Here is a 23,971-nt window from a genome sequence, read left to right as displayed (position 1 = left end):
ATGTCTTGAGCCGATCCTGTTGAGATCACAAAAGTTTTGGCATGGACACTTCCCGTCAACACGCGTAGTTGGTACCACGGTTGAGGCAGAGATCCTGCTAAAGGGAGGTTCCATGAGACGTTCCCGACTTACCGGATTCCTCACTTCACTCCTCCTCGCCGCCGGCCTCGGTCTCACCGGGGCCGCTTCGGCGCACGCGTCCGACACGGCCGCGGCCGGTGGCTACGTGGCACTCGGCGACTCCTACTCCTCCGGGGTGGGCGCCGGGAGTTACATCAGCTCGAGCGGCAGCTGCGACCGGAGCACGAAGGCCTACCCCTACCTGTGGAACGCCGCCCACAGCTACTCCTCGTTCGCCTTCAACGCCTGCTCCGGCGCCAGGACGGACGACGTGCTCGCGAACCAGCTCGGCTCCCTCAACACCGCCACCTCGCTGGTGTCCCTCACGATCGGCGGCAACGACGCCGGGTTCTCCGACGTCATGACGACCTGTGTGATCCAGTCCGACAGCGCCTGCCTCTCCAGAATCGACACGGCCAGGGCGTACGTCGCCAACACGCTCCCCGGCAAGCTGGACACCGTCTACAACGCGATCAGCGCCAAAGCCCCGTCCGCCCGGGTGGTCGTCATCGGCTATCCCCGCTTCTACCTGCTCGGCCAGACCTGCCTCGGCCTTTCAGAGACCAAGCGGTCCGCCATCAACGGCGCGGCCGACTACATCGACACCGTCATCAAAGCCCGCGCCAGCGCCCACAACTTCGCCTTCGGCGACGTCCGCAACACGTTCACCGGCCACGAGATCTGCTCCGGCGACTCCTGGCTGCACAGCGTCAACTGGCTCGACATCGGCACCTCGTACCACCCGACCGCGGCCGGCCACTCCGGCGGCTACCTGCCGGTGCTCACGAACGCGGCCTGACCCGTTCGGGCTCGCCCGGCAGTGCGGCGGAGACCCGGTCCGACCGGGTCTCCGCCGCCGTCGTCCCCAGCGGAACAGCTCAGCCGAGCGTGGACGCGGCCCCCTTGAGCACCAGAGCCGTACCCAGCGCCACCACGACCAGCGCGGACGCGAACGGCACGGTACGGCGCGCCAGCGTGGCCAGCGGATGCGCGGTCCAGCGCGGACGCCGCTCGAGCACCCTGGCCGCGCCGGAGCCCAGCCGCACGACGGCGAACCCGGCCGCGGTGAGCGTCAGGGCGAGACCGGCGCCGTAGGCCACGACGAGCAGCAGCCCGAACCAGGCCTTGCCGAGCGCGGCGGCACCGACCAGCACCACCACGGCCGACGGACTGGGCACCAGCCCGCCGGCGAACCCGAGCAGAAGCGTCCCGCGGAGAGTGGGCGCCGTCGGGTGGGTGTGCGTATGTCCGCCGTGGGTGTGCGTGTGACCCGCGTGGGTGTGCGCGTGACCGTCATGGCTGTGGGCGTGTCCGCCGTGGCTGTGGGTGTGTCCGTCGTGGGTGTGCGGGTGGGGGTGGGTGTGGCCACCATGGGTGGATTCCACATCGTCGTGGTGGTGAGGGTGTGGGGCGGTACCGTGACCGGCGGCGCCCACAGCCACCAACTCCCGTCGCACCGCCCCCTCGGGGGCGACGGCGGCCGTACGCGGCCGGTTGTGCCAGGCCCGGCGTGCGAGGGTGACACCCGCCGCGAGCACCAGGACGCCGCTGGCGAGACCCAGCCAGGCGATCACCGCCGGCGTGGCGGCGGACCCGGCCGTCACGAGCAGGCCCAGGGCGACCACGCCGAGCGTGTGGGTGACGGTGACCGAGGCGGCCAGCGGCAGCACGTCCCGCGGCCGGGCCCGGCCCCCGCGGGCCGCCGCCGAAGCGGCCATCAGGGTTTTGCCGTGTCCCGGCGCGAGCGCGTGCAGCGCACCCAGGACGACCGCGATGAGCAGCGCCAGCGCCGCGAAGCCGACGGTGAGATCACGCCGGGCCACCAGATCGTCCAGGGCCCGGGTCCAGCGGTCGGCCCCCCGGGGCAGCACGCCGGCGCCCGGAGCCTCCTGCCGCGCCGTGTCCCCGGCGAGCGCCGGACCGCCGGGCCGCAGCCGCACGGAGGCCGTCGCGGTGTCGGCGGGCGAGGACAGCAGGTCCTTCGGATAGGTCGTCAGTTCGTGCGAGACCGACGTGCGCGGGACGTCCGTCGCGGTCAGCGTCATCCGGTCGCCACGCGCGGTGATCTCCCGCCAGCCAGGACCGCCGGCGGCACCCGCGCTGTGGAAGCGCAGGGTGACGGCACCGGCGCGGGGGAGCGCGGCGGTCAGCCGGCACTCCACACGCAGGGTGTGCAGCCCGGCCTGGCCGGGGCGCGGGCGCGCGGTGGCTCGGGCGGCCGTCAGGGCCGCCGTACGCCCGTCCACGGTCAGGGCGCTGTCCGCGGCGGCCCGCGCGCACCGCTGCCGCGCCCACCCGCCCAGCCCCAGCCGCTCGATCTCGGGCCCGGCCTGGGTGGCCGGGATCTCGGCGAGGTCCTCCACATGGTCGACCCGGAGCTGCCCGGGAGCCGCGACGAGGCCGTCGTAGCGGTTGACGGTGAAGTTGCCGAGGGGGTGCGCGCTCGCGGTGCCGGCCGGGAGGAGGGCGAGCGCGCACACGGCGACAAGGAGGAACAGCGGGCGTGGCTTCACTCGGTCACCTCCAAGGCCTTGCGGGCCGCGGCGGAACCCAGCGGGGAGAAGCCGGGGTTCAGCTTCAGGGCGGACGTCAGCGAGGCGCGGCCGGCCACCCGGTGGCCCGTGGCCAGCTCGATCACACCCCGGTGGTAGCGGAAGGCGGCGTTGCGGTAGCCGGTGGCGGTGGCGCGGCGGGCGTACGGCAGGGCCTCGGTGTCACGGCCGCCGACGTGCAGTGCCCAGGCGAGGGCGTCCGCCGTGTGCACGGTGTGCCGGCGGGCCCATTCGGCCCGGGCCGCGCGCAGGGCGGCGGCCCTGTCTCCGTGGTCGGCGGCGGCCAGCGCGGTGTCCAGGTCGGCGTCGACGCCGTTGGCGCGGGCCAGCGCCGTCCAGGCGTCGACGAGCGCGTACTGCCGCCGGGCCCGCGCCCGGTCGCCGGCCGCGCCGCGCGCCTCGTACAGCTCGCCCAGTACGACGAGCGGGCCGGGCACCGGATACCGTGCGACCACCGCCTCCATCCCCTTGATCGCCGCGGCCCGGTCGCCGCGGGCCGCCTGCGCGCGGGCCCGGCCCTCCAGCGCCGGGAGGTAGCCGTCGTCGGCGGCCAGGGCGCGGGCGTAGCAGGTGAGGGCGGACCGGTAGTCGCCCTGGTTCCAGGCGAGCTGGCCGAGCTGCGTGGCCACGTACGCGGTGTCGCCCGGTGAGGTGGCCGCGGACAGCGCCTGTTCGAGGACCCGGCGGGCCGTGGTGACGTCCCCGCGCAGCTCACGCACGTACGCGTACCGGGTGAAGACCGGTACGCCCGGTCTGCGCGCGTCGGCGGTCGCCGCGGCCTTCGCCGCGTCGGCGTAGCGGCCGAGTTCGACCAGGGCGTCGATACGGGAGGACAGGGCGCGTTCGCTGTACGGGTTCCGCCGCAGTGCCGCGTCCGCGAACGTCAGCGCGTCCGCGAAGTCGTGCCGGGCCGCGGCGAGCGCGGCGCGGCCGGCCAGGGCCTGGTCGCTGTCCGGTGCCAGGGCCAGGGATCGCCGCAGCGCCTGCTCCGCCTGTGGATAGCGGGCCGGATCGCCCTTGGTGCGCGCCTGCTCCACGTAGGCCAGGCCGAGGGTGGCCCAGCCGCCGGAGTCCTTCGGCTGGGACCGCAGATGCGCCTGGAGGGCGGTGATGCTCGCGTCCAGGTCCGCGCCGCCCAGGACACCGGGGTCGACGGCGTCGGCCACGACCGGCACGGTCGCCGGCGCCCGCTGCGCGCCGAGGGCGATCGCGCCGCCGGTCAGGGCGACGGCCACCAGGACGGCGGACCCGGCCAGCCGTGCGGCCCGCCACCGCCGCCCGGCCTCCCCGACCCACCGCACGGCGGCGACGCGCCCCCCACCACTGCCGTCCTCACCGACACCCTCGCGCGCACGGCCCACCGGGCGCTCACCGCCGCCCGTGCTCTCCTCGGCCCCTCCCGCCTCACCGGTCTCGGGCGTTGCCGTTCGCGGTGGCGGGGGTGCTGCCGGCCGCTCCTCGTTCTCTTCGTGCTGCCCGCGCGGGCCCATGCCTGTTCCTCCGTCGGTGGGGTGGGAGGCGCGGCCCGCCGTGGGGGAGGGGGGAACACGGGCCGCGCCGGTCTGGTGGGGGTGGGTGCGGGGTCAGTACGCGCGCTGCATACGCCGGCGCCACCACGCGAACGCGGTGCCGAGCAGCAGGATCGCGGCCGCACCGGAGGCCGCCGAGGCGGCGATCAGCATGGTGTCGCCGGAGCCGCCGGCGGAGGACCCGGCCGGCTGGAGCGCGTCCCCGAGCTGGCTGCGCACGTCCGTCCCCGCGGTCGTGCCCTTGGCGAGCCGGCCGCGTGAACCGGCCGTGGGCTCGGCGACGTACGGGAAGTACTTCTCGAACTTCCTGTCGTTCTTGTCGACCGCGTCACCCAGGTCGTTCTTGGAGCCGACCAGTTCGCCCTCGACGACCTGGAGCGCCGCGTCGATCACGTCGTCACCGAGCCGGCGACCGTTCGGGAACCCCGCGTTGTCACCGTCCAGCACGCCCAGCCGCTTGGGATGCATGCTCGGCGCAACCGAGGTGTTCAGCCGCAGTTCCTCCGAAGCCCGCACGTTCGGGGGCTGGTTGAGGCCCTTGACGCCCTTGAGGAAGACGTCGACGAGGTCGTTGCGCGGCTCGGCGGGCGCCTTGATCTTGTAGATGGACTCGATGAGCTTCGGCAGCTCCGGGTTGGTGACGTTCTTGGCGAACTGGGCGTCGTACGCGGGCTGTGACGCGTTGAACCTGTCCTTGTCCTTCTGCGGGTTGACGACCTCGTTCACCAGCGGATTGCCCAGGCGCGAGACCTGGCTGTAGTAGCCCTGGGCGTTGCGGCGCTGGGTGGTCGACCAGATGCCGACGACCGGCTGGTGGGCGGACTCGCGGATCAGGGCGTTGGGCACCTGGAGGGCGATGGTGTTGACGTTGTAGCCCTTGAGGGTGTCCCGGCCGACCTCGCTGAGATTGCCCCCGTACAGCAGGTCGAAGACGCGCAGGTCGGCGAAGAACGGGTCGTCCGCCTGCCCGGCGAACGTGGTGGCGCCGCCCGCCGTCCGGTAGACGGCCTGCGAGCGAAGTTTGCCGTAGTCCGGCATGGACGCCTTGCCGACGTTGGACGGCGCCACCGGGGCGTCGTCCGCGAGCTTCGTCCTGGACGCCTCGTGCCCGTTCTTCAGGCGGATGAGGTCGATGTCGTAGGTCTGGGTGATGTTGAGGTCGGGGTCGGCCAGGTTGCTGACCGGACCCGTGTTGTAGAGGAAGGTGTTCCCGTTCTTCGTGTGCGTCTTGAAGGTGTAGCGGAAGACCGAATCGCCCTGCGCGTCCCCGTTGTTGTCGATGTGCAGGTCGTACTGCGCGTCGTCCGCGAACGTGTAGAAGTTCGGTCCGCCCGCCGGATCCTCGAACGGGATCCAGTTCGCCACGATCGTCGTCGTGTCGGGTTTGTCCGGGCTGACGAACGCGTACAGGTCGGTGTTGTCGTACTGCGGGGTCCCCGAGATAAGTGGCGCTTCCCGGTGGGAGGAGGCGGAGGCCGCCCCGGGTTCCAGCGTGGCGACGCCGGCGGCTGCGAGCCCCCCGGCGGCCAGCGCGCCACAGATGAGCGAGACCAGGCCCTTGCGTCCTGTGCCGCTCCTGGAGAAGAGAGGTGTCATGCCGTCCGTCCTCAGTTCCGTCTTGCCTTGACGGACGGATATACGGAGCGGTCACGCCATTCGGATTGGTCTCGGCGGAAAAACTTTTCGGCGCCGGGCGGCCCGCGTTTTCGGCCCGCTGATCCGTATGTTCTCCGGGAGGTGTGTCTCGGTGCGGATGCGCGGTGTGCGAGGAAGGGCCGGCTGCGGACACGGGGAGGGTGCCCGCATGCAGGCGGACGACCTGCTGGTGCTCGTGGCGCGCGGTGACCAGCGGGCGTTCGAGGACCTGTACGGACTGGTCTCCGGGCCTGTGTTCGGACTCGTCCGGCGGGTGGTGCGCGACCCCGCCCAGTCCGAGGAGGTCGCCCAGGAGGTGCTGCTCGAACTGTGGCGCTCCGCCGCCCGTTTCGACCCCGGCCGGGGCAGTGCCCTCTCCTGGGTCCTCACCCTCGCCCACCGCCGGGCCGTCGACCGGGTGCGCAGCGCCCGCGCGGCCGGGGAACGCGAGCAGCGCGAGGCCCTGCGCGCCGGGGAACCCGCGTTCGACCAGGTCGCCGAGGAGGTCGAGGCCGGCCTCGAACGCGAGTGGGTGCGCCGCTGCCTGAACCGGCTGACCGCCCTTCAGCGCCAGTCCGTCACCCTGGCCTACTACGACGGCTACACCTACCGTGAGGTGGCCGAGCGGCTCTCGCTGCCGCTGGGCACGGTCAAGACGCGGATGCGCGACGGGCTCACCCGGCTGCGCCAGTGCCTGGGAGGCGCCGTATGAGCATCCTCGGCAGACTGGTGCGCCGCGAGGACCCCCACTCGCTCGCCGCGCCCTACGTGCTGGACGCCCTCGAACCGGGCGAGCGGCGCCGCTTCGAGAAACATCTGGCGGGCTGCGACCGCTGCGCCGCCGAGGTGCGGGATCTTGCCGAGGACGCGGTGCGGCTCGCCTGGTCAGCGGCGGTTCCCGCGCCGGCCGCCCTGCGCGAGAGGGTGCTGGCCGCCGTGCGCGCCACCCCGCAGGAGCAGGCGCCGGCCCCGGAGGTCGCGCGCCGGCTGCCGCCGCACGTCTGGGGCGTCCAGTCTCCGCCGGGGCGCGCACACGCCCCTCGCAGGCGCCCCCTGTTCGCGCCGTTCGCCACGGCCACGGCCACCGCCGCCCTCGTCGTCGCCTCCCTCTTCGCGGTGCAGGCGCACCGCACCGGGGACCGGCTGGCCGCCGAGCAGAGCCGGGCACGTGAGATCGCCCACGTTCTGGCCGCTCCGGACGCCCGTGCGGCGAACAGCGAGGACCCGCGGGGCCGCAGGATCGGAGTGATCGCTTCCGCCTCCGGACGGGAAGCCGTCGTCACCCTCAGCGGGTACGGCGCCCCGGCCGGTGGGCGCGTACACCAGCTCTGGCTCATGCGTCCCCGCGCGCAACCGCGCTCCCTGGGGCTCTTCGCGGGCGACACGCCCTTGGTCGCGCGAGGTCTCGACACCTCCTCGACGTCACTCGCCGTGACCGTCGAACCTGACGGCGGCTCAGCCCGGCCCACGGGTCAGCCGATTGTCCAACTCACCCTGGAATCGGTCGGATTCGGAGAGTAGTCGGCGAGGGATGGTCAACCGCCTTACAGGGAAGGTGAATCGTGTGGCCGAGATACACGCGTGCTCCACCGGGGCGATAGGGTTACCCTGCCCGGGCCGGGTGGACTCGTACGGGTGGGGAGTGACATGGAGCAGATAACAGTGCGCAGCAGGGCCAGGGTCCCTGCGATCACCTGCGGGAGCAGCGCGACCAGTTCGCGCCTCGACCGCCATCTGTCGGTACTGGCGGGTCCCGCCATACCGCAGCGGGAGACGATCGAGGCGACCTCGCTGATGCGTGAACTGACGGCGCGTAGCGCCGTGCACGAGCGCAGTGACCGGGGCAGGCGGGTCAGTCGCGTCTCCCTCTTCGCGCCGCTGCGCCGGCTGCGCCGTTCGTTGTTCGGCGGCCACTAGCGGTCACCGAGCGGTCACCCGCCCACCGAAGCGGCCCCTGCGCGGGGATGCCCGCGCTCAGGCCGCCACACCGTCCCGGCGCAGTGCTGCGATCTCGTCGTCCGTCATTCCCACGGCGCGCAGCAGCGCCCCGGTGTGCTGCCCGAGCGCGGGCACGTCGCCCATCCGTGCCTCGCCCCCGCCCGGCAGTGTGATGGGCGGCAGCAGCGCCCTCAGCGGCCCGGCCGGCGAACCCACCTGACGCCACCGCTCCCGGGCCGCCAGCTGCGGATGTTCCGCCAGCTCGTGCAGATCCCGCAGCCGCGCACAGGCGATGCCGGCCTTCTCCAGCCGCGCCAGGGCCTCCTCGGTGCCCAGCGCCCCCAGCGCCCGCGCGACCAGGGCGTCGGTCCGCTCCCGGTGCGTCACCCGGGCCGCGTTGGTCGCGTACGCCGGATCCGTGCCCAGCTCGGGACGGCCCATGACCTGTCCGGCCAGCCGCCGCCACTCCCGGTCGTTCTGCACCGACAGCAGCACCCGCCCGCCGTCCGCCGTCGGATAGGCGTCGTACGGGGCGATGACGGCGTGCGCGAGCCCGGTGCGCGCCGGCGGCTCACCTCCGTGCATCGCGTGGTGCAGCGGGTGCCCCATCCACTCGGCCAGGGCCTCCAGCATCGACACCTCCACCGGCCCGCCCCGCCCGATCGTCCCGCGCCGCACGAGAGCGGCCAGGATCCCCGAGAACGCGTACATGGCCGCCGCGATGTCCGCCGCCGGGATCCCCGCCTTCACCGGCTGCTCCGGCGTCCCGGTCACCGACACCAGCCCCGCCTCGCACTGCACCAGCATGTCGTAGGCCCGCTTGTCCGCGTACGGCCCCGAGCCGCCGTAGCCCGAGATGTCCACGGCGATCAGCCGCGGGTGCGCGGCGCACAGCGTGGCCGCGTCCAGGCCGAGCCGGGCCGCCGCGCCGTGCGCGAGGTTCTGCACGAACACGTCCGCGTCCGCGACCAGCCGCCGGACGACGTCGAGGCCGCGCGGGTCCTTCAGGTCCAGGGCGAGGGACTCCTTGCCGCGGTTGCACCACACGAAGTGCGAGGCGAGACCGCCGGCCGCCGTGTCGTAACCGCGCGCGAAGTCGCCGCCGTCGACCCGCTCCACCTTGATGACCCGGGCGCCCAGGTCGGCGAGCTGCCGGGTCGCGAAGGGCGCGGACACGGCCTGTTCGACGGCGACGACGGTGATGCCCGCCAGGGGCAGGGGCTGCGCGTACGGGTCCATCGGCTGATCCATGCCCGGATCATGGCCCCTGACCGGCGTCTTTGTCAGCAGTGCGGCCTCACTCGCCCCGCGCGTACCTGCGCACCGCGAGCGGCTGGAACAGCACGGTCGGAGCGAGGCTCCAGGCATGTTGACCGGCATCATCCGGGTCAGGATCGCCGGCCCCGGGTTGTTGCGCACCCGGCGCAGCTGCCGGCCCGCCATCGGCAGTCCGTCGTACGCCAACGCGCTCATGCGGCAGCCTCCCCGCTGCCGGCAAACTCTCCGGTGAGCCGCAGGAAGACGTCGTCGAGGGTGGGTGGCCGGATGCTCGCGTCCAGCAACAGCACGCCCGCCGCGTCCAGTACGCGCACCAGGCGGGGCAGGGTCAGGGCCGGGTCGGTGGTCACCGCGCCGACGGTGTTCCGCTCGTGGTCGAGCACGGGCTCGGCGCCGGTCGGCCGGTTCAGCACGGCCGCGGCCCTGGACAGGGCCTCACCGTCCGCGACCACCGCCTCCGCGCGCGATCCGATGAGCGCCTCGAGTCCGGCGGGCCACCCGGTGTGCGCGACCCGTCCCCGGTCCACCAGGGCGATGCCGTCGGCGAGCTGGTCGGCCTGGAGGCGGTGTTCCAGCGGGCGCTGGAGCGGGTGCTGGACGCGTTCGGACCGGCACCGGCCGGTCAGCGTGCGGCGGGGCTAGAGAAGCGCGAACTGGCCGTCCGGGCCCTCCTCGTGGTGGTCCAGGACCGAGGCGGGGCGGCGGGACGGCTCCGGTGGCGGGAGGACGCCGGCCTCGCGCAGGTCGGCCGCCGTGACCGGTGACGTCATCCGCAACCCGGCCCGCAGCGGACGCAGTTCCGCCAGCAGGGCCAGGACCGTGATCAGCTCCAGCAGTTCCGACGTCCAGGCCTGCGGCCAGGTCACCGGGCGGATCGCGGCGAGGGTGCCGGCCCCGGGCGGGGCGGTGCGGGCCGCGAACCAGGTCTCCAGCACCCGTGCTCCGGCCACCTCGACGTCCCAGGCCTCCGGCGGCACGGGAGAGACGCGGCCCTCGTCGAGGTGCAGCGTCTCCTCGTCACGGTCGTAGTGGAGGGCCGACGGGCAGCTCGGCAGGGGCGCGCGGACGTAGGGGCGGCGACCGCCCGGCAGCTTGGGGCGTTCGCCGTCGCGGCGCAGCAGCCGCAGTATGCGGCGGCCCAGGTCCACGCCCGCGGACCACACTTCGGGGTCCGCCGTCAGCGGGACCGTGAGGCCCGGGCGGACCGCCGCCAGGATCCACGCCAGCACGTCCGGTGCCGTCGGGGCCGCGCCCAGCCGGGCCGCCAGGTGGTCCGGCAGGCCGGGCGCCAGGTTGGGTTCCGTGCCCCCGGGGCGGCGGTAGAGCGGCCGGACGCGGCCGGTGCGCAGCAGGGGCAGCACCGACGTCGCCAGCAGCGGGGTGCCGGCGTCGCCCGTCTCCACCGTGAACACCTGGTGCGCGTCCGCCACCCGCCACAGCTCCGGGCGGGCGGTGTCGATCAGCCGGTGGTCCGGGATCAGCCACTGCTCGTCGAAGGGGGCGGTCAGCACCCGGACCGGCTCCGCGCAGGGGCCCTCGGCGCGTACCAGCCGTTGCGTGCCGCCGGGCCGGCCGGGCAGCTGGCCCACCGCCGAGGTGAGCGTGCGGGCGCGGCTCGGCTCGAACAGGGCCTCCCGGTCCGGCCCCACGGCGTTCATCAGGGCGTCCCAGCGGGCCCGCAGGGACGCCGGGTCCGGTGCCACCGGCCAGGCGCGGCCCAGCCGCAGGGGTGCGACCGACCACGGCATGAGGTCCGCCAGCAGCGGAGCGTCGTCGTGCGTCACGCCGGGCATCGTACGACAGCGCTCCGGCGGGGCGGGGGCCGTGTGCGACAGGCGGCCGCGCAGCGGGGACGACCGGCCGGGGCGGGCCGGCGGGTGGCCCGGGACGGCCGTGACGGGCCCGAGGGAATCCACGGCCGCGGCGGTCAGGGCGGGGACGCGCCGCAGGACGCGGGGGATGACACCGCGGGGTGTGCGTCTCCTGTGTCGTCCGGAGCCCAGGCGCCTCTTGAACGTCTCGTCGCCCGCCCCGATGACTTGCCGCACCGGTTGGAACAGTGATCCGCCGGACCGTCGCTGTACGCCCTCGCGGGTCGCCCCGCAGCAACTGGACGCCCGGGGGAGGGTCGGTTACGCGTTCGATGAGACCGGCCTCGTACGAACGAGCGCTCGCAGCATCGCGGCGCCCGCCCCCACCGCTGCGAGGTGCAGGACCGCCGCGAGCACGAGGTTTTCCGGGAGCGCCGCGTCGGCCGGTCGCGCGACCGCCAGGTACAGGGTGAACGGAAGCTTCCAGCCGCTCCAGGCGAACAACGAGCCCGAGCCGAGCCAGCCGAACACCATCGGGCCCCATCGGGGAACTCGTGCGGGCCGGCCTCGAACGGCAGCGCAGACGGCGGCGGACGCCACGAACGCCCAGAGCCCGAAGAGCCCGGACAGCACATACCAGGCGAGGTCGCGCTCGCCGCGGTGGGTGACACCCGCGGTGCCGCCCACCGCCCAGTACAGCCAGACGAGACCGACTGCGGCGCCGACCACGGCCATCCACGGCAGCGCCCTCGGCGAGCCCTCCCCGCGGTCCCCGAGCCGACCCGCGAAGGCGTCCGGCCAGCGCCGCCGCATGTATGCGGGCAGCGCGAGGGCCAGACCCAGCCCCATGCCCACGAAGCCGATCTGGATCAGCGCGGCCTCCCAGACCGGCATCGTCCGGCCTGCGTCGCTCCCACTCCGCGGACTGCCTTCCGTCGAGCCGAGCAGCGAACCGAGAACGGCGTACGGCAGCACCGGGACGAGGAACCCCGTCCCCACCCAAGCGGCGAAGGCCAGCGGCGCTCCCGGTATGCGCATACCCCACGGCCGCACCAGCGCGAGCGCCACCGCGATCCCGGTCCCTGCCATACCGATCGTGGCGCTGTTGAGCACCACCCACTCCGCTCGGCCGAACCCGGTCCCGACCGGCAGCAGTCCCAAGAGCGAACCGACCACCCACGACACCTTGATCAGCAGGTAGGGCGTCAGCGCCAGCGCTGCCCCGTACGCCGCGACCCGCCCGACCCGATCCCACCGGTCCACATGAACCCCCAACGCCCGCAACGGAGTTCAAGTCTCGTTCACCACTGCCACCACGGGCGTCAACCACCGGGCGCAGCCATGTCATCACTCAGGAGGAGAGAGAATCAGCCTACGGGCGCGCATGTACCACCGGAGCACGAGGAGCCGCCGATCCAAACCCTCAGCCGCCGGATGCAGCGCCCGGTCGCACCCTGGTGACTGATCCCTAGGCGTCCAGGGTGACGGTGAACGAGAAGCGGTCGCCCCGGTAGTGGATGACGGCCACGTCCAGCACCCGGCCCTCGGCGTCGTAGGTCACGCCCGTGTAGTGCAGGATCGGGCTGAGCAGCGGGACCTCCAGCAGGCGGGCCGTCTCGGGGTCGGCGAGGCGGGCCTCCACGGTGTCCGTGATCCGGCTGATGTCCGCTCGCACCACGTCCCGCAGCACCTTGGTCATCGGCCACCGGACGAGGTCGTCCGGGTCGATGAGCGCGGCCAGGTCGGGACGGATGTGGTTGACGGCGTGGTTGGTCGGTTCGCCGGTCTTCTCGTCGCATCGCAGACGGTGGTACGCCGTCACCTCCGCGAGGTCCGGGAAGTACTCGGCGAGCCCGGCGGGCACGGGCACCGGGCCGTGGGCCAGCAGCTCGGCCGTCATCCCGGACTGCTGGGCCACGATGGCGTCCACCGAGCCCAGCAGCCGCACGGGTGCCCCGCGCCGGACCCCGGGCTCGATGAACGTGCCGCGCCGCCGGTGCCGGCTGATCAGCCCCTCGTCCTCCAGTTCCTTCAGCGCCTGCCGCATGGTCAGCACGCTCACCCCGTAGTGCCGCGCCAGCCGCTCCTCGGTGGGCAGGCGCAGCGGGTCCTGCGGGGAGCGGCCCAGTATCGAGGCGCGCAGCGACTGCGACACCTGGTACCACAGCGGCAGCTTGCGGTTCAGGACGATCGAATCCGGAGCGAAGGAGGTCACGCGGCTATCCGTACCTGTCGATGAACGGTCGGCGCAATGCGGCCGTCACACCCGGAAGTGGCGCTCGAGCCCCCGCCACACGTCGTCGTAGCGCTGCTGGAGGTGGTCCGCCCTGGCCGCGAGCGGGGTCAGGGTCACCGGCCAGCGGGTCTCGAACATGAACGCCAGCCCGTCGTCGATCTTCTGCGGCCTCAGCTCGGCCGCGCTCGCCCGGTCGAACGTCTCCCGGTCCGGACCGTGCGCCGACATCATGTTGTGCAGCGAGCCACCACCGGGCACGAAGCCCTCCGCCTTCGCGTCGTACGCGCCCTCGATCAGGCCCATGTACTCGCTCATCACGTTCCGGTGGAAGTACGGCGGCCGGAAGGTGTCCTCGCCCACCAGCCAGCGCGGCGCGAACACGACGAAGTCGACACCGGCCAGGCCCGGGGTGTCCGACGGCGAGGTGAGGACCGTGAAGACGGACGGGTCGGGGTGGTCGTAGGAGATGGTGCCGATCACATTGAAGCGGCGCAGGTCATAGACGTACGGCACGTAGTTGCCATGCCAGGCGACCACGTCCAGCGGGCTGTGGTCGTAGGTCGCGGCCCACAGGTTGCCGCAGAACTTGTTCACCACCTCCACCGGCCCCTCCACGTCCTCGTAGGCCGCCACCGGCGCCCGGAAGTCGCGGGGAGCGGCGAGCCCGTTGGCGCCGATCGGGCCGAGGTCGGGCAGCCGGAACGGCGCCCCATAGTTCTCGCACACATAACCGCGCGCCGACTCGTCCAGCAGCTCCACACGGAAGCGGACCCCACGCGGAATCAGCGCCACCTCGGCGGGCTCCACATGGAGCCGGCCGAACTCGGTGTGCAGGAGCAGCCCGCCCCGCTCGGGCACGATGAGCAGCTCCCCGTCCGCGTCGGAGAAGATCCGCTCCATCGAGGCGTTGGCGTGGTACAGGTGCACGGCCATGCCGGCGCGCTGGTTCACGTCGCCGTTGCCGCCCAGCGTCCACAGGCCCGCGAGGAAGTCGGTGCCCGCCGCAGGCTCGGGCAGCGGGTTCCAGCGCAGCCGGTTGGGGTCGGGCACGGTCTGGGTGAAGGGCGCCGTGCGCAGCGTGCCGTTGCCGGTGCGGGCGAACGCCGGGTGGGCGGCCGACGGGCGGATGCGGTACAGCCAGGAGCGGCGGTTGTACGCCCGCGGCTCCGTGAACGCCGTACCGCTCAGCTGCTCCGCGTACAGCCCGAGCGGTGCGCGCTGTGGTGAGTTCCGGCCCTCGGGCAGGGCGCCCGGCACCGCCTCCGAGGCGTGTTCGTTGCCGAACCCGGTGAGATACGACAGCCCTTCGGCGGTCTTCCGCGCGTCCCCGCTCATCATCGCTCCCTTGCGCCACTGATTCCTATGCATCACCGTAGGAATCAAGCGGGGGGCTGCGCAAGAGGGTCCCGGCTCCTCCCTCCGGGGCAGGGGGACGACCAGACCCTTAAGGGGGATCCGGGGTGCCGGGCGGTGTCCTGCGCTCCCGGCCGTGTCGTGGACGAAGCGGACGCGTGGACCTCTCGCCGCGCTCGCGGTGTACGTCCTGCTGCCGCTCGGAGCGGCGGCCTGTGCGACGGGTGAGGCGCACGGGGGCATGGTCCCGTCCTCACCTGTGGCAACGGTGCTGGACGCCACCGACGGGGCCGGCCGTGATCTGCGCGAGGGGCCAGGAAGGACGCCCGGCCGCCGCCCTCGTCCCGCACGGTACCCACCACGTCACCGCCGGCTGTACGCGGACGACGGATGCATGCGGGCCGTACGGGGCAAGCCGGTCGAGAGCACCGCCGACGTGACCGTCTCGGGCGCGGAGGCGGACGCGGTGGAGACGGACGCGACGGCGGAGGCGGACGCGGTGAAGCCCCCGGCCGGCGGCGCGGCCCCCGCCCCGGCAGATGAGTGCATCGGCCACCCTTCTCCGTACTGTGGGACGAGCTTCACCGGACCCCGGGGGAAAGGCATCATGAAGCCCGTGCCCCACGCGACATCGCTCCGCCGCGCGCCCGTCCAACGGCGCAGCGCCGAACGGCTGACCAGGATCCTGGACGCCTGCGCCGAACTCCTCGACGAGGTCGGCTACGACGCCCTGAGCACCCGCGCCGTCGCCCAGCGCGCCGGGGTCCCCATCGGCTCGGTCTACCGCTTCTTCGGCAACAAGCGGCAGATGGCCGACGCCCTCGCCCAGCGCAACCTGGAGCGTTACGTCGAGCGTGTCACCGAGCGGCTGAAGAACGGCGGCGAGGCCGGCGCCCGCTCCCGGGACACCACGGGCGAGACCACTGGCGGGGGTGACTGGCGGGCCGCCATGGACGCCGTCCTGGACGAGTACCTGGCGATGAAACGCACCGCGCCCGGCTTCTCCCTGGTCGACTTCGGCAACCAGATCCCGGTCGGCAGCCGTCACAGCGAGCCCAACACCCGGGTCGCCGACCGGCTGACCGACCTGCTCTCCGGCTATCTCTCCCGCACCCCCGACGAGGAGTTGCGCCGGGTCTTCCTGGTCGCCGTGGAGAGCGCCGACACCCTCGTCCAGCTGGCCTTCCGGATCGATCCGCGGGGTGACGACGCGATCATCGCCGAGACCCGGGAGCTGCTGCGGGCCTATCTGGCACGCGCGCTCGACTGAACGGCCGGCCACCGGGACTCCCCAGCGGGCATACCGCTCGGTATGCTCCGACCGGGCCCGTCCGCGCTGTCGCGTCGACCCGTCCGCGTCCGTCCGTCCGCGTTGTCCGTGTCTGCCCGTCCCCGTTCTGGCCCGCCCGCCCCCGTCCGGGCCCGGGTGAGCCCCCGCCGACCCTCCGGAGGACCCGTGTCCCGCACCGCCCTGCGAATCTGCCCCCTGTGCGAGGCCACCTGCGGGCTGACCCTCACCGTCGAGGGCACCCGTGTCACCGGCGCCCGCGGCGACCGGGAGGACGTCTTCAGCAAGGGGTTCATCTGCCCCAAGGGAGCCTCCTTCGGCGCCGTCGACGGCGACCCCGACCGGCTGCGCACCCCGCTCGTCCGCACGGACGGCGCCCTGCGCGAGGCCACCTGGGATGAGGCCTTCGAAGCGGTCGCCGCCGGCCTCGGCCCGGTCGTGGAGCGGTACGGCCCGGACGCCGTCGGCGTGGTCCTGGGCAACCCCAACGTGCACACCATGGCCGGTGCCCTCTACCCGTCGGTGCTGCTCGGCGCCCTGCGCACCCGCAGCCTGTTCACCGCCTCGACGGTCGACCAGATGCCCAAGCACGTCTCCAGCGGGCTGCTGTTCGGCGACCCCAACGCCATCCCGGTGCCCGACCTCGACCACACCGACCACCTGCTCCTGATCGGGGCCAACCCCCTGGAGTCCAACGGCAGTCTGTGCACCGCCCCCGACTTCCCCGGCCGGCTCAAGGCGCTCAGGGCCCGCGGCGGCCGGCTCACCGTCGTGGACCCGCGCCGCACCCGCACCGCCAGACTGGCCGACCGGCACCTGGCGATACGCCCCGGTACCGACGCGCTGCTGCTCGCCGCGATGGCTAACACCCTCTTCGCGGAGGACCTGGCCGACCTCGGGGACCTGGCCCCGGACGTCGAGGGCCTGGCCGAACTCCGCGACGCGCTGGCCGACTTCACCCCCGAGGCCGTCGCCCCCGCCTGCGACCTGGAAGCCGGGGTCATCCGCACCCTGGCCCGCGAACTGGCCGCCGCCCCCGCCGCCGCCGTCTACGCCCGCATCGGCAGCTGCACCGTCCCGCACGGCACCCTGGCGAGCTGGCTGGTCGACGTCCTCAACATCCTCACCGGCAACCTGGACCGCCCCGGCGGTGCCCTCTTCCCGCAGGCCGCCACCGACCGGGCACCCCGCCCGGCGGGCCCCGGCCGCGGGTTCGCGCTCGGCCGCTGGCACTCCCGGGTCAGCCGGCACCCGGAGGCCAAGGGCGAACTGCCCCTGTCGGCGCTCGCCGAGGAGATCGACACGGCGACGGGCACCGGTGAACCGGTCCGCGCGCTGATCGCCGTCGCCGCCAACCCGGTGCTCTCCGCGCCCGACGGGGACCGGCTCGACAAGGCCCTGGCCTCCCTGGACTTCATGGTCAGCGTCGACCCGTACCTGAACGAGACCTCGCGCCACGCCCACGTCGTCCTGCCCCCGCCCCCGCCCGCCCAGAGCCCGCACCACGACTTCGCCTTCAACACCCTCGCCGTCCGCAACCAGGTCCGCTACACCCGCCCCGCGGTCCCGCTGGAGCCCGGCCGCATGGCCGAGAGCGAGATCCTGGCCCGGCTGGTCCTGGCGGTCTCCGGCATGCACGGCACGGACCCGGCCGCCGTCGACGCGATGGTCATCGACCAGACCCTCGCCAAGGCGGTCCAGGACGAGCACGCCCCGGTGCACGGCCGGGATCCGCGCGCCCTCGCCGCACAGCTCACCGGCGACAACGGCCCCGAGCGGCGCCTGGACATGATGCTGCGCCTCGGCCCGTACGGCGACGGCTTCGGCGCCCGGCCCGACGGGCTGAGCCTGGCCCGGCTGCTCGCCCACCCGCACGGCATCGACCTCGGCCCGCTGCGCCCCCGCCTGCCCCAGCCGCTGCGGACCCGCAGCGGCAGGATCGAGCTGCTGCCCGAGCCGATCGCCGGCGACCTGCCCCGGCTGCGCCGGGCCCTGAGCGAGCGCCCCGCGGGACTCGTCCTCGTCGGTCGCCGCCATCTGCGTTCCAACAACAGCTGGATGCACAACGTGCCCGCGCTCACCGGCGGCAGCAACCGCTGCACCCTGCACATCCACCCGGAGGACGCGGCCCGGCTCGGCGTCCGGGACGGCGCCGCAGTGCGCGTCAGGGGCGCCGGGGGAGAGGTGGTGGCTCCCGCCGAGGTCACCGACGGCGTCCGGCCCGGGGTCGTGAGCCTGCCGCACGGCTGGGGCCACGACCGCCCCGGCACCCGGCTCGCCCACGCCGCCACCGTGCCGGGCGTCAACGTCAACCAGCTGCTGGACGGCAGCCTGCTCGACCCCCTGTCGGGCAACGCGGTCCTCAACGGCATCCCCGTCGAGGTCGTCACACTGCCGTGACCTGGACTTCTGCGCTTATTGCTCGCACGTCAACCACTTGTTAACGCCGTTTGGACGGACCTAACGTCAACGCACCGCCGGCCCCCAGGTGGGATGTTCAAGGGCGAACGTTAGGTATCCATTCATGCTGACCATCCTCGGCTTCGCCATGATCGCGACCTTCCTGGTCCTGATCATGCTGAAGAAGATGTCGCCGATCGCGGCGCTCGTGCTCGTGCCCGCGCTGTTCTGTGTGTGCGTGGGCAAGGGCGCCGAGCTCGGCGACTACGTCATCGACGGCGTCACCAGCCTCGCCCCCACCGCGGCGATGCTCATGTTCGCGATCGTCTACTTCGGTGTGATGATCGACGTCGGTCTCTTCGACCCGGTGGTGCGGGGCATTCTGCGGTTCTGCAAGGCCGACCCGTTGCGCATCGTCGTCGGTACCGCGGTCCTCGCCGCGATCGTCTCCCTGGACGGCGACGGCTCCACCACATTCATGATCACCGTGTCGGCGATGTACCCGCTGTACAAGCGCCTGAAGATGTCCCTGGTCGTGATGACCGGCGTCGCCGCCATGGCCAACGGCGTGATGAACACGCTGCCCTGGGGCGGCCCGACCGCCCGGGCGGCCACCGCGCTGAAGGTCGACGCGAGCGACATCTTCGTGCCGATGATCCCGGCGCTGGCCGTGGGGATGGCGTTCGTGTTCGCCCTCGCCCTGGTTCTCGGCCGCCGTGAGCGCGGTCGGCTCGGCGTGCTCACGCTGGACGAGGTCCTGGTGGAGGAGACCGAGACCGTGCCGGCCGGCGCGGGCACGGGCAACCGCGCGGGAGGCACCGGTGGTCCGGCTTCCGGCAACGGCGCGAAGAGCACCGGTGGTCCGGGTTCCGGTACGGACTCTTCCCCCGGTGAGCCCGAGGACGACGGCTTGCAGGGGCTGGACCCGGACCGCGCCACCCTGCGCCCCCGGCTCTACTGGTTCAACGCGCTGCTCACGGTCGTCCTGCTCACCGCCATGATCATGGAGTGGCTGCCGATCCCCGTGCTGTTCCTGCTCGGCGCGGCCCTCGCCCTGACCGTCAACTTCCCCCACATGCCGGACCAGAAGGCCCGCATCGCCGCCCACGCCGAGAACGTCCTCAACGTCTCCGGCATGGTGTTCGCCGCCGCCGTCTTCACCGGCGTCCTCCAGGGCACCGGCATGGTCGACCACATGGCCGGGTGGCTGGTCGACAACATCCCCGCCGGCATGGGTCCGCACATGGCCGCCGTCACCGGCGTGCTGAGCATCCCGCTCACGTACTTCATGTCCAACGACGGCTTCTACTTCGGCGTCCTGCCGGTGCTCGCGGAGGCCGGCCACGCGCACGGCGTCTCCTCGCTCGAGATCGCCCGCGCCTCGATCATCGGCCAGCCCCTGCACATGTCCAGCCCGCTCGTCCCCGCCGTGTACGTGCTGGTCGGCATGGCCAAGGTCGAGTTCGGCGACCACACCCGGTTCGTGGTCAAGTGGGCGGCGCTCACCTCCCTGGTGGTGCTCGGCGCGGGCATCGTGTTCGGGATCGTCTGACCGGTCTGACGGAGGTCGTGTCCATGGCGTCCGGTGGGAACCGCGGCTGGCTGCTGCGCCTCGTCATCGCCTTCGGCTGCGCGCAGGGGGCGGTGTCGATGGCCCGGCCCGCCGTCTCCTACCGGGCCCTCACGCTGGGCGCCGACGAACGGGCGGTCGGTGTCATCGCGGGCGTCTACGCCCTGTTGCCGCTGTTCGTGGCCGTACCGCTCGGACGCCGCACCGACCACGGCCGCTGCGCGCCCCTTCTCCCGGCGGGAGTGGCCCTCGTCGCCGGTGGCTGCGTGCTCAGCGCTCTCGCCGGCTCGCTGTGGGCGATGGCCCTGGGGAGCGGGGTGATGGGCCTCGGCCACCTCTGCTTCGTGATCGGCGCCCAGTCGCTGGTGGCCCGCCGGTCCGCTCCGCACGAACAGGACCGCGATTTCGGCCACTTCACCATCGGCGCCTCTCTCGGTCAGTTCGTCGGGCCCGTGGCCGCGGGCGCCCTCGTCGGCGGCCCCGACATGGCGCGCAGCAGCGCGCTCGCCCTCGTCACGGCGGGCGCGGGCGCGGCCGCCGCGTTCACGTCGCTGTGGCGCGTGGAGGACCGTACGGCCGTCACCCCCCGCCCCGGGCGGGGCGCACGCGTGCCGGTCGCCGGCATCCTGCGTGCCCGGGGCGTGCCCGCCGGCATGCTGATCAGTCTGTCGGTGCTGTCCGCGACCGACATCCTCACCGCCTACCTGCCGGTGGTCGGCGAGCACCGGGGTATCGCCCCTTCGGTGATCGGCCTCCTGCTCGGCCTCCGTGCCGGTGCCACTCTCGCCTGCCGGCTCGTCCTCACCCCGTTGCTCCGGCTGCTCGGCCGGCCGGCGCTGCTCACCGTGACCTGTCTCCTGGCGGCCCTGCTGTGCGCGGGGGTCGCGCTGCCGGTGCCGGTGGAGGTGCTCGGTGCGATGCTCACGGCGCTCGGCTTCTGCCTGGGGGTGGGCCAGCCGCTGTCGATGACGACGGTGGTGCGGGCCGCGCCCGCGCAGGCCCGGTCCACCGCGCTCGCCCTGCGGCTGACCGGGAACCGGCTCGGCCAGGTGGCCGCGCCGGCCGCCGCGGGTGTGGTCGCCGGTCTGGCGGGGGTGGCGGCGCCGTTCGTGATGCTGGGGGGTCTGCTGCTGCTGTCGTCGGCCGTCGCGCTGCGCTCACCGGGCCGGCCGGAGGGATCGCCGGGACGGGAGGACGAGGCCCGGCCGGAGCGCCCGGGACTGCGCCGCACGAGCGATCTCTGACGGCGCGTCGGGCGTCGCTCCCGGCTCGCGCGGGGTGGATGACGCAGAGTCCAGGCGAAAGAGCGATTTGTATGAAAATCGTCTGACTCGGAGGAACATCCATGCCCACCCTGAAACTCCCACGAAGCCTCGGCTCGCGCGCGGGCGCCACCGTCATTCTCTCCGCTCTCGCGGCGTCCGGCGCGTCGTGGGTGGCGGCGCCGGCGGCGGTGGCCCAGGGGGAGAACGGCGACATCAGGATCCACCGCGTGGGCGTGCCCTTCGGAGTCTCGAAGGACGATCCGGTGGTGTGCAGGTTCTACCTCGACGCCGTCAACTTCGACGTACTGCCCACCATCGCCTACACCATCACACCGCAGCCCCCGCTGCCCACCTCGGCCACCGTCGCCGGCACCATCCCGCTCGCCGGGGGCGCCGGTCACACCGACCCGCTCGGCCTGGCGGACGGTCAGTACCGGCTCACCTGGGTGGTGGCGGGCGCCCCCAAGGAGAAGGTCTTCCGGGTCCGGTGCAAGGACGAGCACCAGGAGGGGCACGAGGGCCCGAACGGCCAGATCGCCGACGACCAGCACAACGACGGGGCCTGGGGGAAGAGCGACCCGGGCGGCCCCAAGGGCGGGGTGCACGCGGGCGGCGGCGGTCTCATCGACACGGCCGCCGCGTACGCGCCGGTGGCTGCCGCGGCCGCCGTCGGCCTGATCGCCGTCAGCGGTGTCGTGTACGTCCGGGTGGCCCGCCGGCGGCCCCATGGTGCCGCGTAGGCGCCGACGCAGGCCCTGGTACCGGACCCGCGCCTACCGGCTGGCCAGGACGGCTCTGCTCGTGGTCGTCCTGGTGACGGTCGGCCACCGGTGCGGGCGGGACGGCGGGCCGGCCCCGCCCGGCCGGCCGGGCGGCCCGGACGCCGTGGCGGCCCCCGGCGCGGGCTCCGCCCGGGCCGACGGACGGGGCCCCGGCCCGGACGAACCCGAGCCCGCCGCCGCGGGGCCCCCGCCGCGCCCGCTGCCCCGGTCCCGGCCGACGTCCTTCCGGGTGCCCTCCCTGGGGATCGACGCCCCGGTCACCCCGTTGCGCCTGGACGCGAACCGGCAGCTGGAGACGCCACCCGTCGACCGGCCCAGACTGGTCGGCTGGTACCAGGGCGGCCCCACGCCGGGCGAGTCCGGCACCGCGGTCGCCGTCGGCCACCGCGACACCAGGACCGGGCCCGCCGTGTTCGCCGGGCTCGCCCTGGTCCGGCCCGGCAAACCCGTCGAGGTGCGGCGGGCGGACGGCCGTACCGCCGTCTACACCGTGGACCGCGTGAAGGTCTTCGACAAGGCGGGCTTCCCCGACAAGGAGGTCTACGGGCCCTCCGGGCGTCCGGAGCTGCGGATCCTCACCTGCGGCGGCCTCTTCAGCCGGCGGACCGGCTACACCAGCAACGTGGTGGTCTTCGCCCACCTGACCTCGACGAAGTGACCGGTGGACCGGCCGGTACGGGTTCTTCCGACCGTACCGGCCGGTCCTTCGCGATGCTGACCCGGAACGTCCGGGGACCGGGAACGTCTGGCGCCCGAAAACTATCACCGCTAGTTTGTGTCCCGGACGACGCGGACCCGCCGGGAGGAAGCAGCATGAAGGCACACGACGCCCTGTACATCGACGGCGCCTGGCGCCCCGCCGACGGCGCGGACGTGATCGAGGTCGTGAACCCCGCCGACGAGGAAATCATCGGCCGGGTCCCGGCGGGCGGGGCCCTGGACGTGGACAACGCCGTCCGGGCCGCGCGCGCCGCCCTTCCGGCCTGGGCCGCCACGCCCCCGGCCGAGCGGGCCGCACGCCTGGCCGCCCTCCGGGACGCCCTCGTGGCCCGCAAGGACGAGATCGCCGCGACGGTCACCGCCGAACTGGGCTCACCCCCGCAGTTCTCCCAGACCGTGCACGCCGGCGTGCCGATCGCGGTCGCCGGCTCCTACGCCGAGCTGGCCGCCGCCCACCCCTTCGAGGAGCGGGTCGGCAACTCCACCGTCCTGCACGAACCGGTCGGCGTGGTCGGCGCGATCACCCCCTGGAACTATCCCCTCCACCAGATCGTCGCCAAGGTCGCCCCCGCGCTCGCCGCGGGCTGCACGGTCGTCCTCAAGCCCGCCGAGGACACGCCGCTCACCGCCCAGCTGTTCGCCGAGGCGGTGCACGAGGCGGGCGTACCCGCGGGCGTGTTCAACCTGGTCACCGGCCTAGGGCCGGTCGCCGGACAGGCCCTCGCCGAGCACCCGGGCGTCGACCTGGTCTCCTTCACCGGCTCCACGGCGGTCGGCCGGCGGATCGGCGCTGTGACCGGCGCGGCCGTGAAGAAGGTCGCCCTCGAACTGGGCGGCAAGTCCGCCAACGTCATCCTGCCGAGCGCCGACCTCGCCAAGGCCGTCAACGTCGGCGTGGCCAACGTGATGTCCAACTCCGGCCAGACGTGCAGCGCCTGGACCCGCATGCTGGTCCACCGTGACCGGTACGCCGAGGCCGTCGAGCTGGCCGCGGCCGCCGCCGCCAAGTACGGCGACCGCATCGGTCCGGTGGTCAGCGCCGCCCAGCGGGCACGGGTGCGCGGTTACATCGAGAAGGGCATCGCCGAGGGCGCCCGCCTGGTCGCCGGCGGCCCCGAAGCGCCGCGCGAGAAGGGCTACTTCGTCAGCCCGACCGTCTTCGCGGACGTCACCCCGGAGATGACCGTCGCCCAGGAGGAGATCTTCGGACCGGTGCTGTCGGTCCTGAGCTACGACGACGAGGACGACGCCCTGCGCATCGCCAACGGCACGGTGTACGGCCTCGCGGGCGCCGTCTGGGCCGCCGACGAGGCCGAGGCGGTGGCCTTCGCCCGCCGCATGGACACCGGCCAGGTCGACATCAACGGCGGCCGGTTCAACCCCCTCGCGCCCTTCGGGGGCTACAAGCAGTCCGGAGTCGGCCGGGAACTCGGCGCGCACGGACTCGCGGAGTACCTCCAGACCAAGTCCCTCCAGTTCTAGGGAGTCCCTGAC

General features: G+C 73.5%; 20 protein-coding genes and 1 pseudogene. 11 read left to right on the top strand and 10 right to left on the bottom strand.

The window, feature by feature from the left end:
• Positions 1–112: 112 nt before the first annotated feature.
• The gene (locus tag ACF1BE_RS23420) at positions 113–919 is read left to right on the top strand and encodes an SGNH/GDSL hydrolase family protein (RefSeq protein WP_392200959.1); all 807 of its coding nucleotides are present in this window, start codon (positions 113–115) and stop codon (positions 917–919) included.
• Positions 920–998: 79 nt separating this feature from the next.
• Here the strand turns inward: ACF1BE_RS23420 and ACF1BE_RS23415 are convergent, their stop codons facing one another.
• From ACF1BE_RS23415 to ACF1BE_RS23405, 3 genes are all read right to left on the bottom strand, one after another.
• Complete coding sequence (locus ACF1BE_RS23415; RefSeq protein WP_392200958.1) at positions 999–2,633, bottom strand: nickel transporter; 1,635 nt, start codon at positions 2,631–2,633, stop codon at positions 999–1,001.
• Entirely contained in the window at positions 2,630–4,162 is a 1,533-nt protein-coding gene (locus ACF1BE_RS23410) for a tetratricopeptide repeat protein (protein ID WP_392200957.1), read from the bottom strand. Before ACF1BE_RS23410 ends, ACF1BE_RS23415 begins: the two co-directional genes overlap by 4 nt.
• A 93-nt stretch (positions 4,163–4,255) precedes the next feature.
• Positions 4,256–5,797, bottom strand: a complete 1,542-nt coding sequence (locus tag ACF1BE_RS23405) for a DUF4331 domain-containing protein (protein ID WP_392200956.1) — start codon at positions 5,795–5,797, stop codon at positions 4,256–4,258.
• Between the two features lie 208 nt (positions 5,798–6,005).
• On the opposite strand from ACF1BE_RS23405, the gene ACF1BE_RS23400 reads away from it, so the two are divergent.
• The 3 genes from ACF1BE_RS23400 to ACF1BE_RS23390 all read left to right on the top strand — a co-directional run bounded on the left by ACF1BE_RS23400 (position 6,006) and on the right by ACF1BE_RS23390 (position 7,753).
• Positions 6,006–6,548, top strand: coding sequence for a sigma-70 family RNA polymerase sigma factor (locus ACF1BE_RS23400; protein WP_392200955.1), 543 nt, complete (start codon positions 6,006–6,008; stop codon positions 6,546–6,548).
• Positions 6,545–7,357 (top strand): anti-sigma factor domain-containing protein, encoded by an 813-nt coding sequence (locus ACF1BE_RS23395; protein WP_392200954.1) that lies wholly within the window; start codon positions 6,545–6,547, stop codon positions 7,355–7,357. The genes ACF1BE_RS23400 and ACF1BE_RS23395 overlap by 4 nt, the downstream gene beginning before the upstream one ends.
• A gap of 126 nt (positions 7,358–7,483) precedes the next feature.
• A complete protein-coding gene (locus ACF1BE_RS23390; protein ID WP_356821838.1) occupies positions 7,484–7,753 on the top strand; it encodes a hypothetical protein in 270 nt (89 codons plus the stop codon).
• Between the two features lie 57 nt (positions 7,754–7,810).
• Here the strand turns inward: ACF1BE_RS23390 and ACF1BE_RS23385 are convergent, their stop codons facing one another.
• The 7 genes and pseudogenes from ACF1BE_RS23385 to ACF1BE_RS23355 form a co-directional block, all read right to left on the bottom strand.
• Entirely contained in the window at positions 7,811–9,025 is a 1,215-nt protein-coding gene (locus tag ACF1BE_RS23385) for a CaiB/BaiF CoA transferase family protein (RefSeq protein WP_392200953.1), read from the bottom strand.
• 218 nt (positions 9,026–9,243) lie between these two features.
• Positions 9,244–9,612: pseudogene (locus tag ACF1BE_RS23380) on the bottom strand (daunorubicin/doxorubicin resistance ABC transporter ATP-binding protein DrrA); the annotation flags it as partial.
• A 78-nt stretch (positions 9,613–9,690) separates the two neighbouring features.
• Positions 9,691–10,845: a type ISP restriction/modification enzyme gene (locus tag ACF1BE_RS23375; protein ID WP_392200952.1), complete on the bottom strand. Its 1,155-nt coding sequence runs from the start codon at positions 10,843–10,845 to the stop codon at positions 9,691–9,693.
• A gap of 339 nt (positions 10,846–11,184) precedes the next feature.
• Complete coding sequence (locus ACF1BE_RS23370; protein ID WP_392200951.1) at positions 11,185–12,126, bottom strand: hypothetical protein; 942 nt, start codon at positions 12,124–12,126, stop codon at positions 11,185–11,187.
• A 205-nt stretch (positions 12,127–12,331) separates the two neighbouring features.
• Positions 12,332–13,078, bottom strand: a complete 747-nt coding sequence (locus ACF1BE_RS23365) for a GntR family transcriptional regulator (protein ID WP_392200950.1) — start codon at positions 13,076–13,078, stop codon at positions 12,332–12,334.
• Positions 13,079–13,123: 45 nt separating this feature from the next.
• On the bottom strand, positions 13,124–14,434 hold the full coding sequence (gene hmgA, locus ACF1BE_RS23360; RefSeq protein ID WP_392201014.1) for a homogentisate 1,2-dioxygenase: 1,311 nt from the start codon (positions 14,432–14,434) through the stop codon (positions 13,124–13,126).
• 381 nt (positions 14,435–14,815) lie between these two features.
• Positions 14,816–15,001 carry a hypothetical protein gene (locus tag ACF1BE_RS23355; RefSeq protein ID WP_392200949.1) on the bottom strand — a complete coding sequence of 62 codons (186 nt, stop codon included), beginning with the start codon at positions 14,999–15,001 and terminating at the stop codon, positions 14,816–14,818.
• A 58-nt stretch (positions 15,002–15,059) separates the two neighbouring features.
• Between ACF1BE_RS23355 and ACF1BE_RS23350 the strand changes: the two genes are divergently transcribed.
• The 7 genes from ACF1BE_RS23350 (at position 15,060) to ACF1BE_RS23320 (ending at position 23,959) form a co-directional block, all read left to right on the top strand.
• Positions 15,060–15,722 carry a TetR family transcriptional regulator gene (locus ACF1BE_RS23350; RefSeq protein WP_392200948.1) on the top strand — a complete coding sequence of 221 codons (663 nt, stop codon included), beginning with the start codon at positions 15,060–15,062 and terminating at the stop codon, positions 15,720–15,722.
• A gap of 186 nt (positions 15,723–15,908) precedes the next feature.
• Positions 15,909–18,140, top strand: coding sequence for a molybdopterin oxidoreductase family protein (locus ACF1BE_RS23345; RefSeq protein WP_392200947.1), 2,232 nt, complete (start codon positions 15,909–15,911; stop codon positions 18,138–18,140).
• A gap of 124 nt (positions 18,141–18,264) precedes the next feature.
• Positions 18,265–19,692, top strand: coding sequence for a CitMHS family transporter (locus ACF1BE_RS23340; protein WP_392200946.1), 1,428 nt, complete (start codon positions 18,265–18,267; stop codon positions 19,690–19,692).
• Between the two features lie 23 nt (positions 19,693–19,715).
• Positions 19,716–20,954, top strand: a complete 1,239-nt coding sequence (locus ACF1BE_RS23335; protein ID WP_392200945.1) for an MFS transporter — start codon at positions 19,716–19,718, stop codon at positions 20,952–20,954.
• Between the two features lie 101 nt (positions 20,955–21,055).
• The gene (locus ACF1BE_RS23330; protein ID WP_392200944.1) at positions 21,056–21,715 is read left to right on the top strand and encodes a hypothetical protein; all 660 of its coding nucleotides are present in this window, start codon (positions 21,056–21,058) and stop codon (positions 21,713–21,715) included.
• Positions 21,702–22,415, top strand: a complete 714-nt coding sequence (locus ACF1BE_RS23325) for a class F sortase (protein WP_392200943.1) — start codon at positions 21,702–21,704, stop codon at positions 22,413–22,415. Before ACF1BE_RS23330 ends, ACF1BE_RS23325 begins: the two co-directional genes overlap by 14 nt.
• A 155-nt stretch (positions 22,416–22,570) precedes the next feature.
• A complete protein-coding gene (locus ACF1BE_RS23320) occupies positions 22,571–23,959 on the top strand; it encodes an aldehyde dehydrogenase family protein (RefSeq protein ID WP_392200942.1) in 1,389 nt (462 codons plus the stop codon).
• Positions 23,960–23,971: the final 12 nt, after the last annotated feature.

It is taken from the genome of Streptomyces sp. NPDC014991, from assembly GCF_043080665.1.
In the GTDB taxonomy this organism is placed as follows: domain Bacteria; phylum Actinomycetota; class Actinomycetes; order Streptomycetales; family Streptomycetaceae; genus Streptomyces.
This window is presented reverse-complemented; position numbering and strand designations above follow the sequence as displayed.

Coding starts and splice junctions, on each gene's coding strand:
- ACF1BE_RS23405 (WP_392200956.1), bottom strand. CDS start 5,797: ATGACACCTCTCTTCTCCAGGAGCGGCACAGGACGCAAGGGCCTGGTC.
- ACF1BE_RS23395 (WP_392200954.1), top strand. CDS start 6,545: ATGAGCATCCTCGGCAGACTGGTGCGCCGCGAGGACCCCCACTCGCTC.
- ACF1BE_RS23325 (WP_392200943.1), top strand. CDS start 21,702: ATGGTGCCGCGTAGGCGCCGACGCAGGCCCTGGTACCGGACCCGCGCC.
- ACF1BE_RS23340 (WP_392200946.1), top strand. CDS start 18,265: ATGCTGACCATCCTCGGCTTCGCCATGATCGCGACCTTCCTGGTCCTG.
- ACF1BE_RS23330 (WP_392200944.1), top strand. CDS start 21,056: ATGCCCACCCTGAAACTCCCACGAAGCCTCGGCTCGCGCGCGGGCGCC.
- ACF1BE_RS23410 (WP_392200957.1), bottom strand. CDS start 4,162: ATGGGCCCGCGCGGGCAGCACGAAGAGAACGAGGAGCGGCCGGCAGCA.
- ACF1BE_RS23335 (WP_392200945.1), top strand. CDS start 19,716: ATGGCGTCCGGTGGGAACCGCGGCTGGCTGCTGCGCCTCGTCATCGCC.
- ACF1BE_RS23400 (WP_392200955.1), top strand. CDS start 6,006: ATGCAGGCGGACGACCTGCTGGTGCTCGTGGCGCGCGGTGACCAGCGG.
- ACF1BE_RS23375 (WP_392200952.1), bottom strand. CDS start 10,845: ATGCCCGGCGTGACGCACGACGACGCTCCGCTGCTGGCGGACCTCATG.
- ACF1BE_RS23420 (WP_392200959.1), top strand. CDS start 113: ATGAGACGTTCCCGACTTACCGGATTCCTCACTTCACTCCTCCTCGCC.
- hmgA (WP_392201014.1), bottom strand. CDS start 14,434: ATGAGCGGGGACGCGCGGAAGACCGCCGAAGGGCTGTCGTATCTCACC.
- ACF1BE_RS23350 (WP_392200948.1), top strand. CDS start 15,060: ATGAAGCCCGTGCCCCACGCGACATCGCTCCGCCGCGCGCCCGTCCAA.
- ACF1BE_RS23385 (WP_392200953.1), bottom strand. CDS start 9,025: ATGGATCAGCCGATGGACCCGTACGCGCAGCCCCTGCCCCTGGCGGGC.
- ACF1BE_RS23355 (WP_392200949.1), bottom strand. CDS start 15,001: ATGCACTCATCTGCCGGGGCGGGGGCCGCGCCGCCGGCCGGGGGCTTC.
- ACF1BE_RS23390 (WP_356821838.1), top strand. CDS start 7,484: ATGGAGCAGATAACAGTGCGCAGCAGGGCCAGGGTCCCTGCGATCACC.
- ACF1BE_RS23320 (WP_392200942.1), top strand. CDS start 22,571: ATGAAGGCACACGACGCCCTGTACATCGACGGCGCCTGGCGCCCCGCC.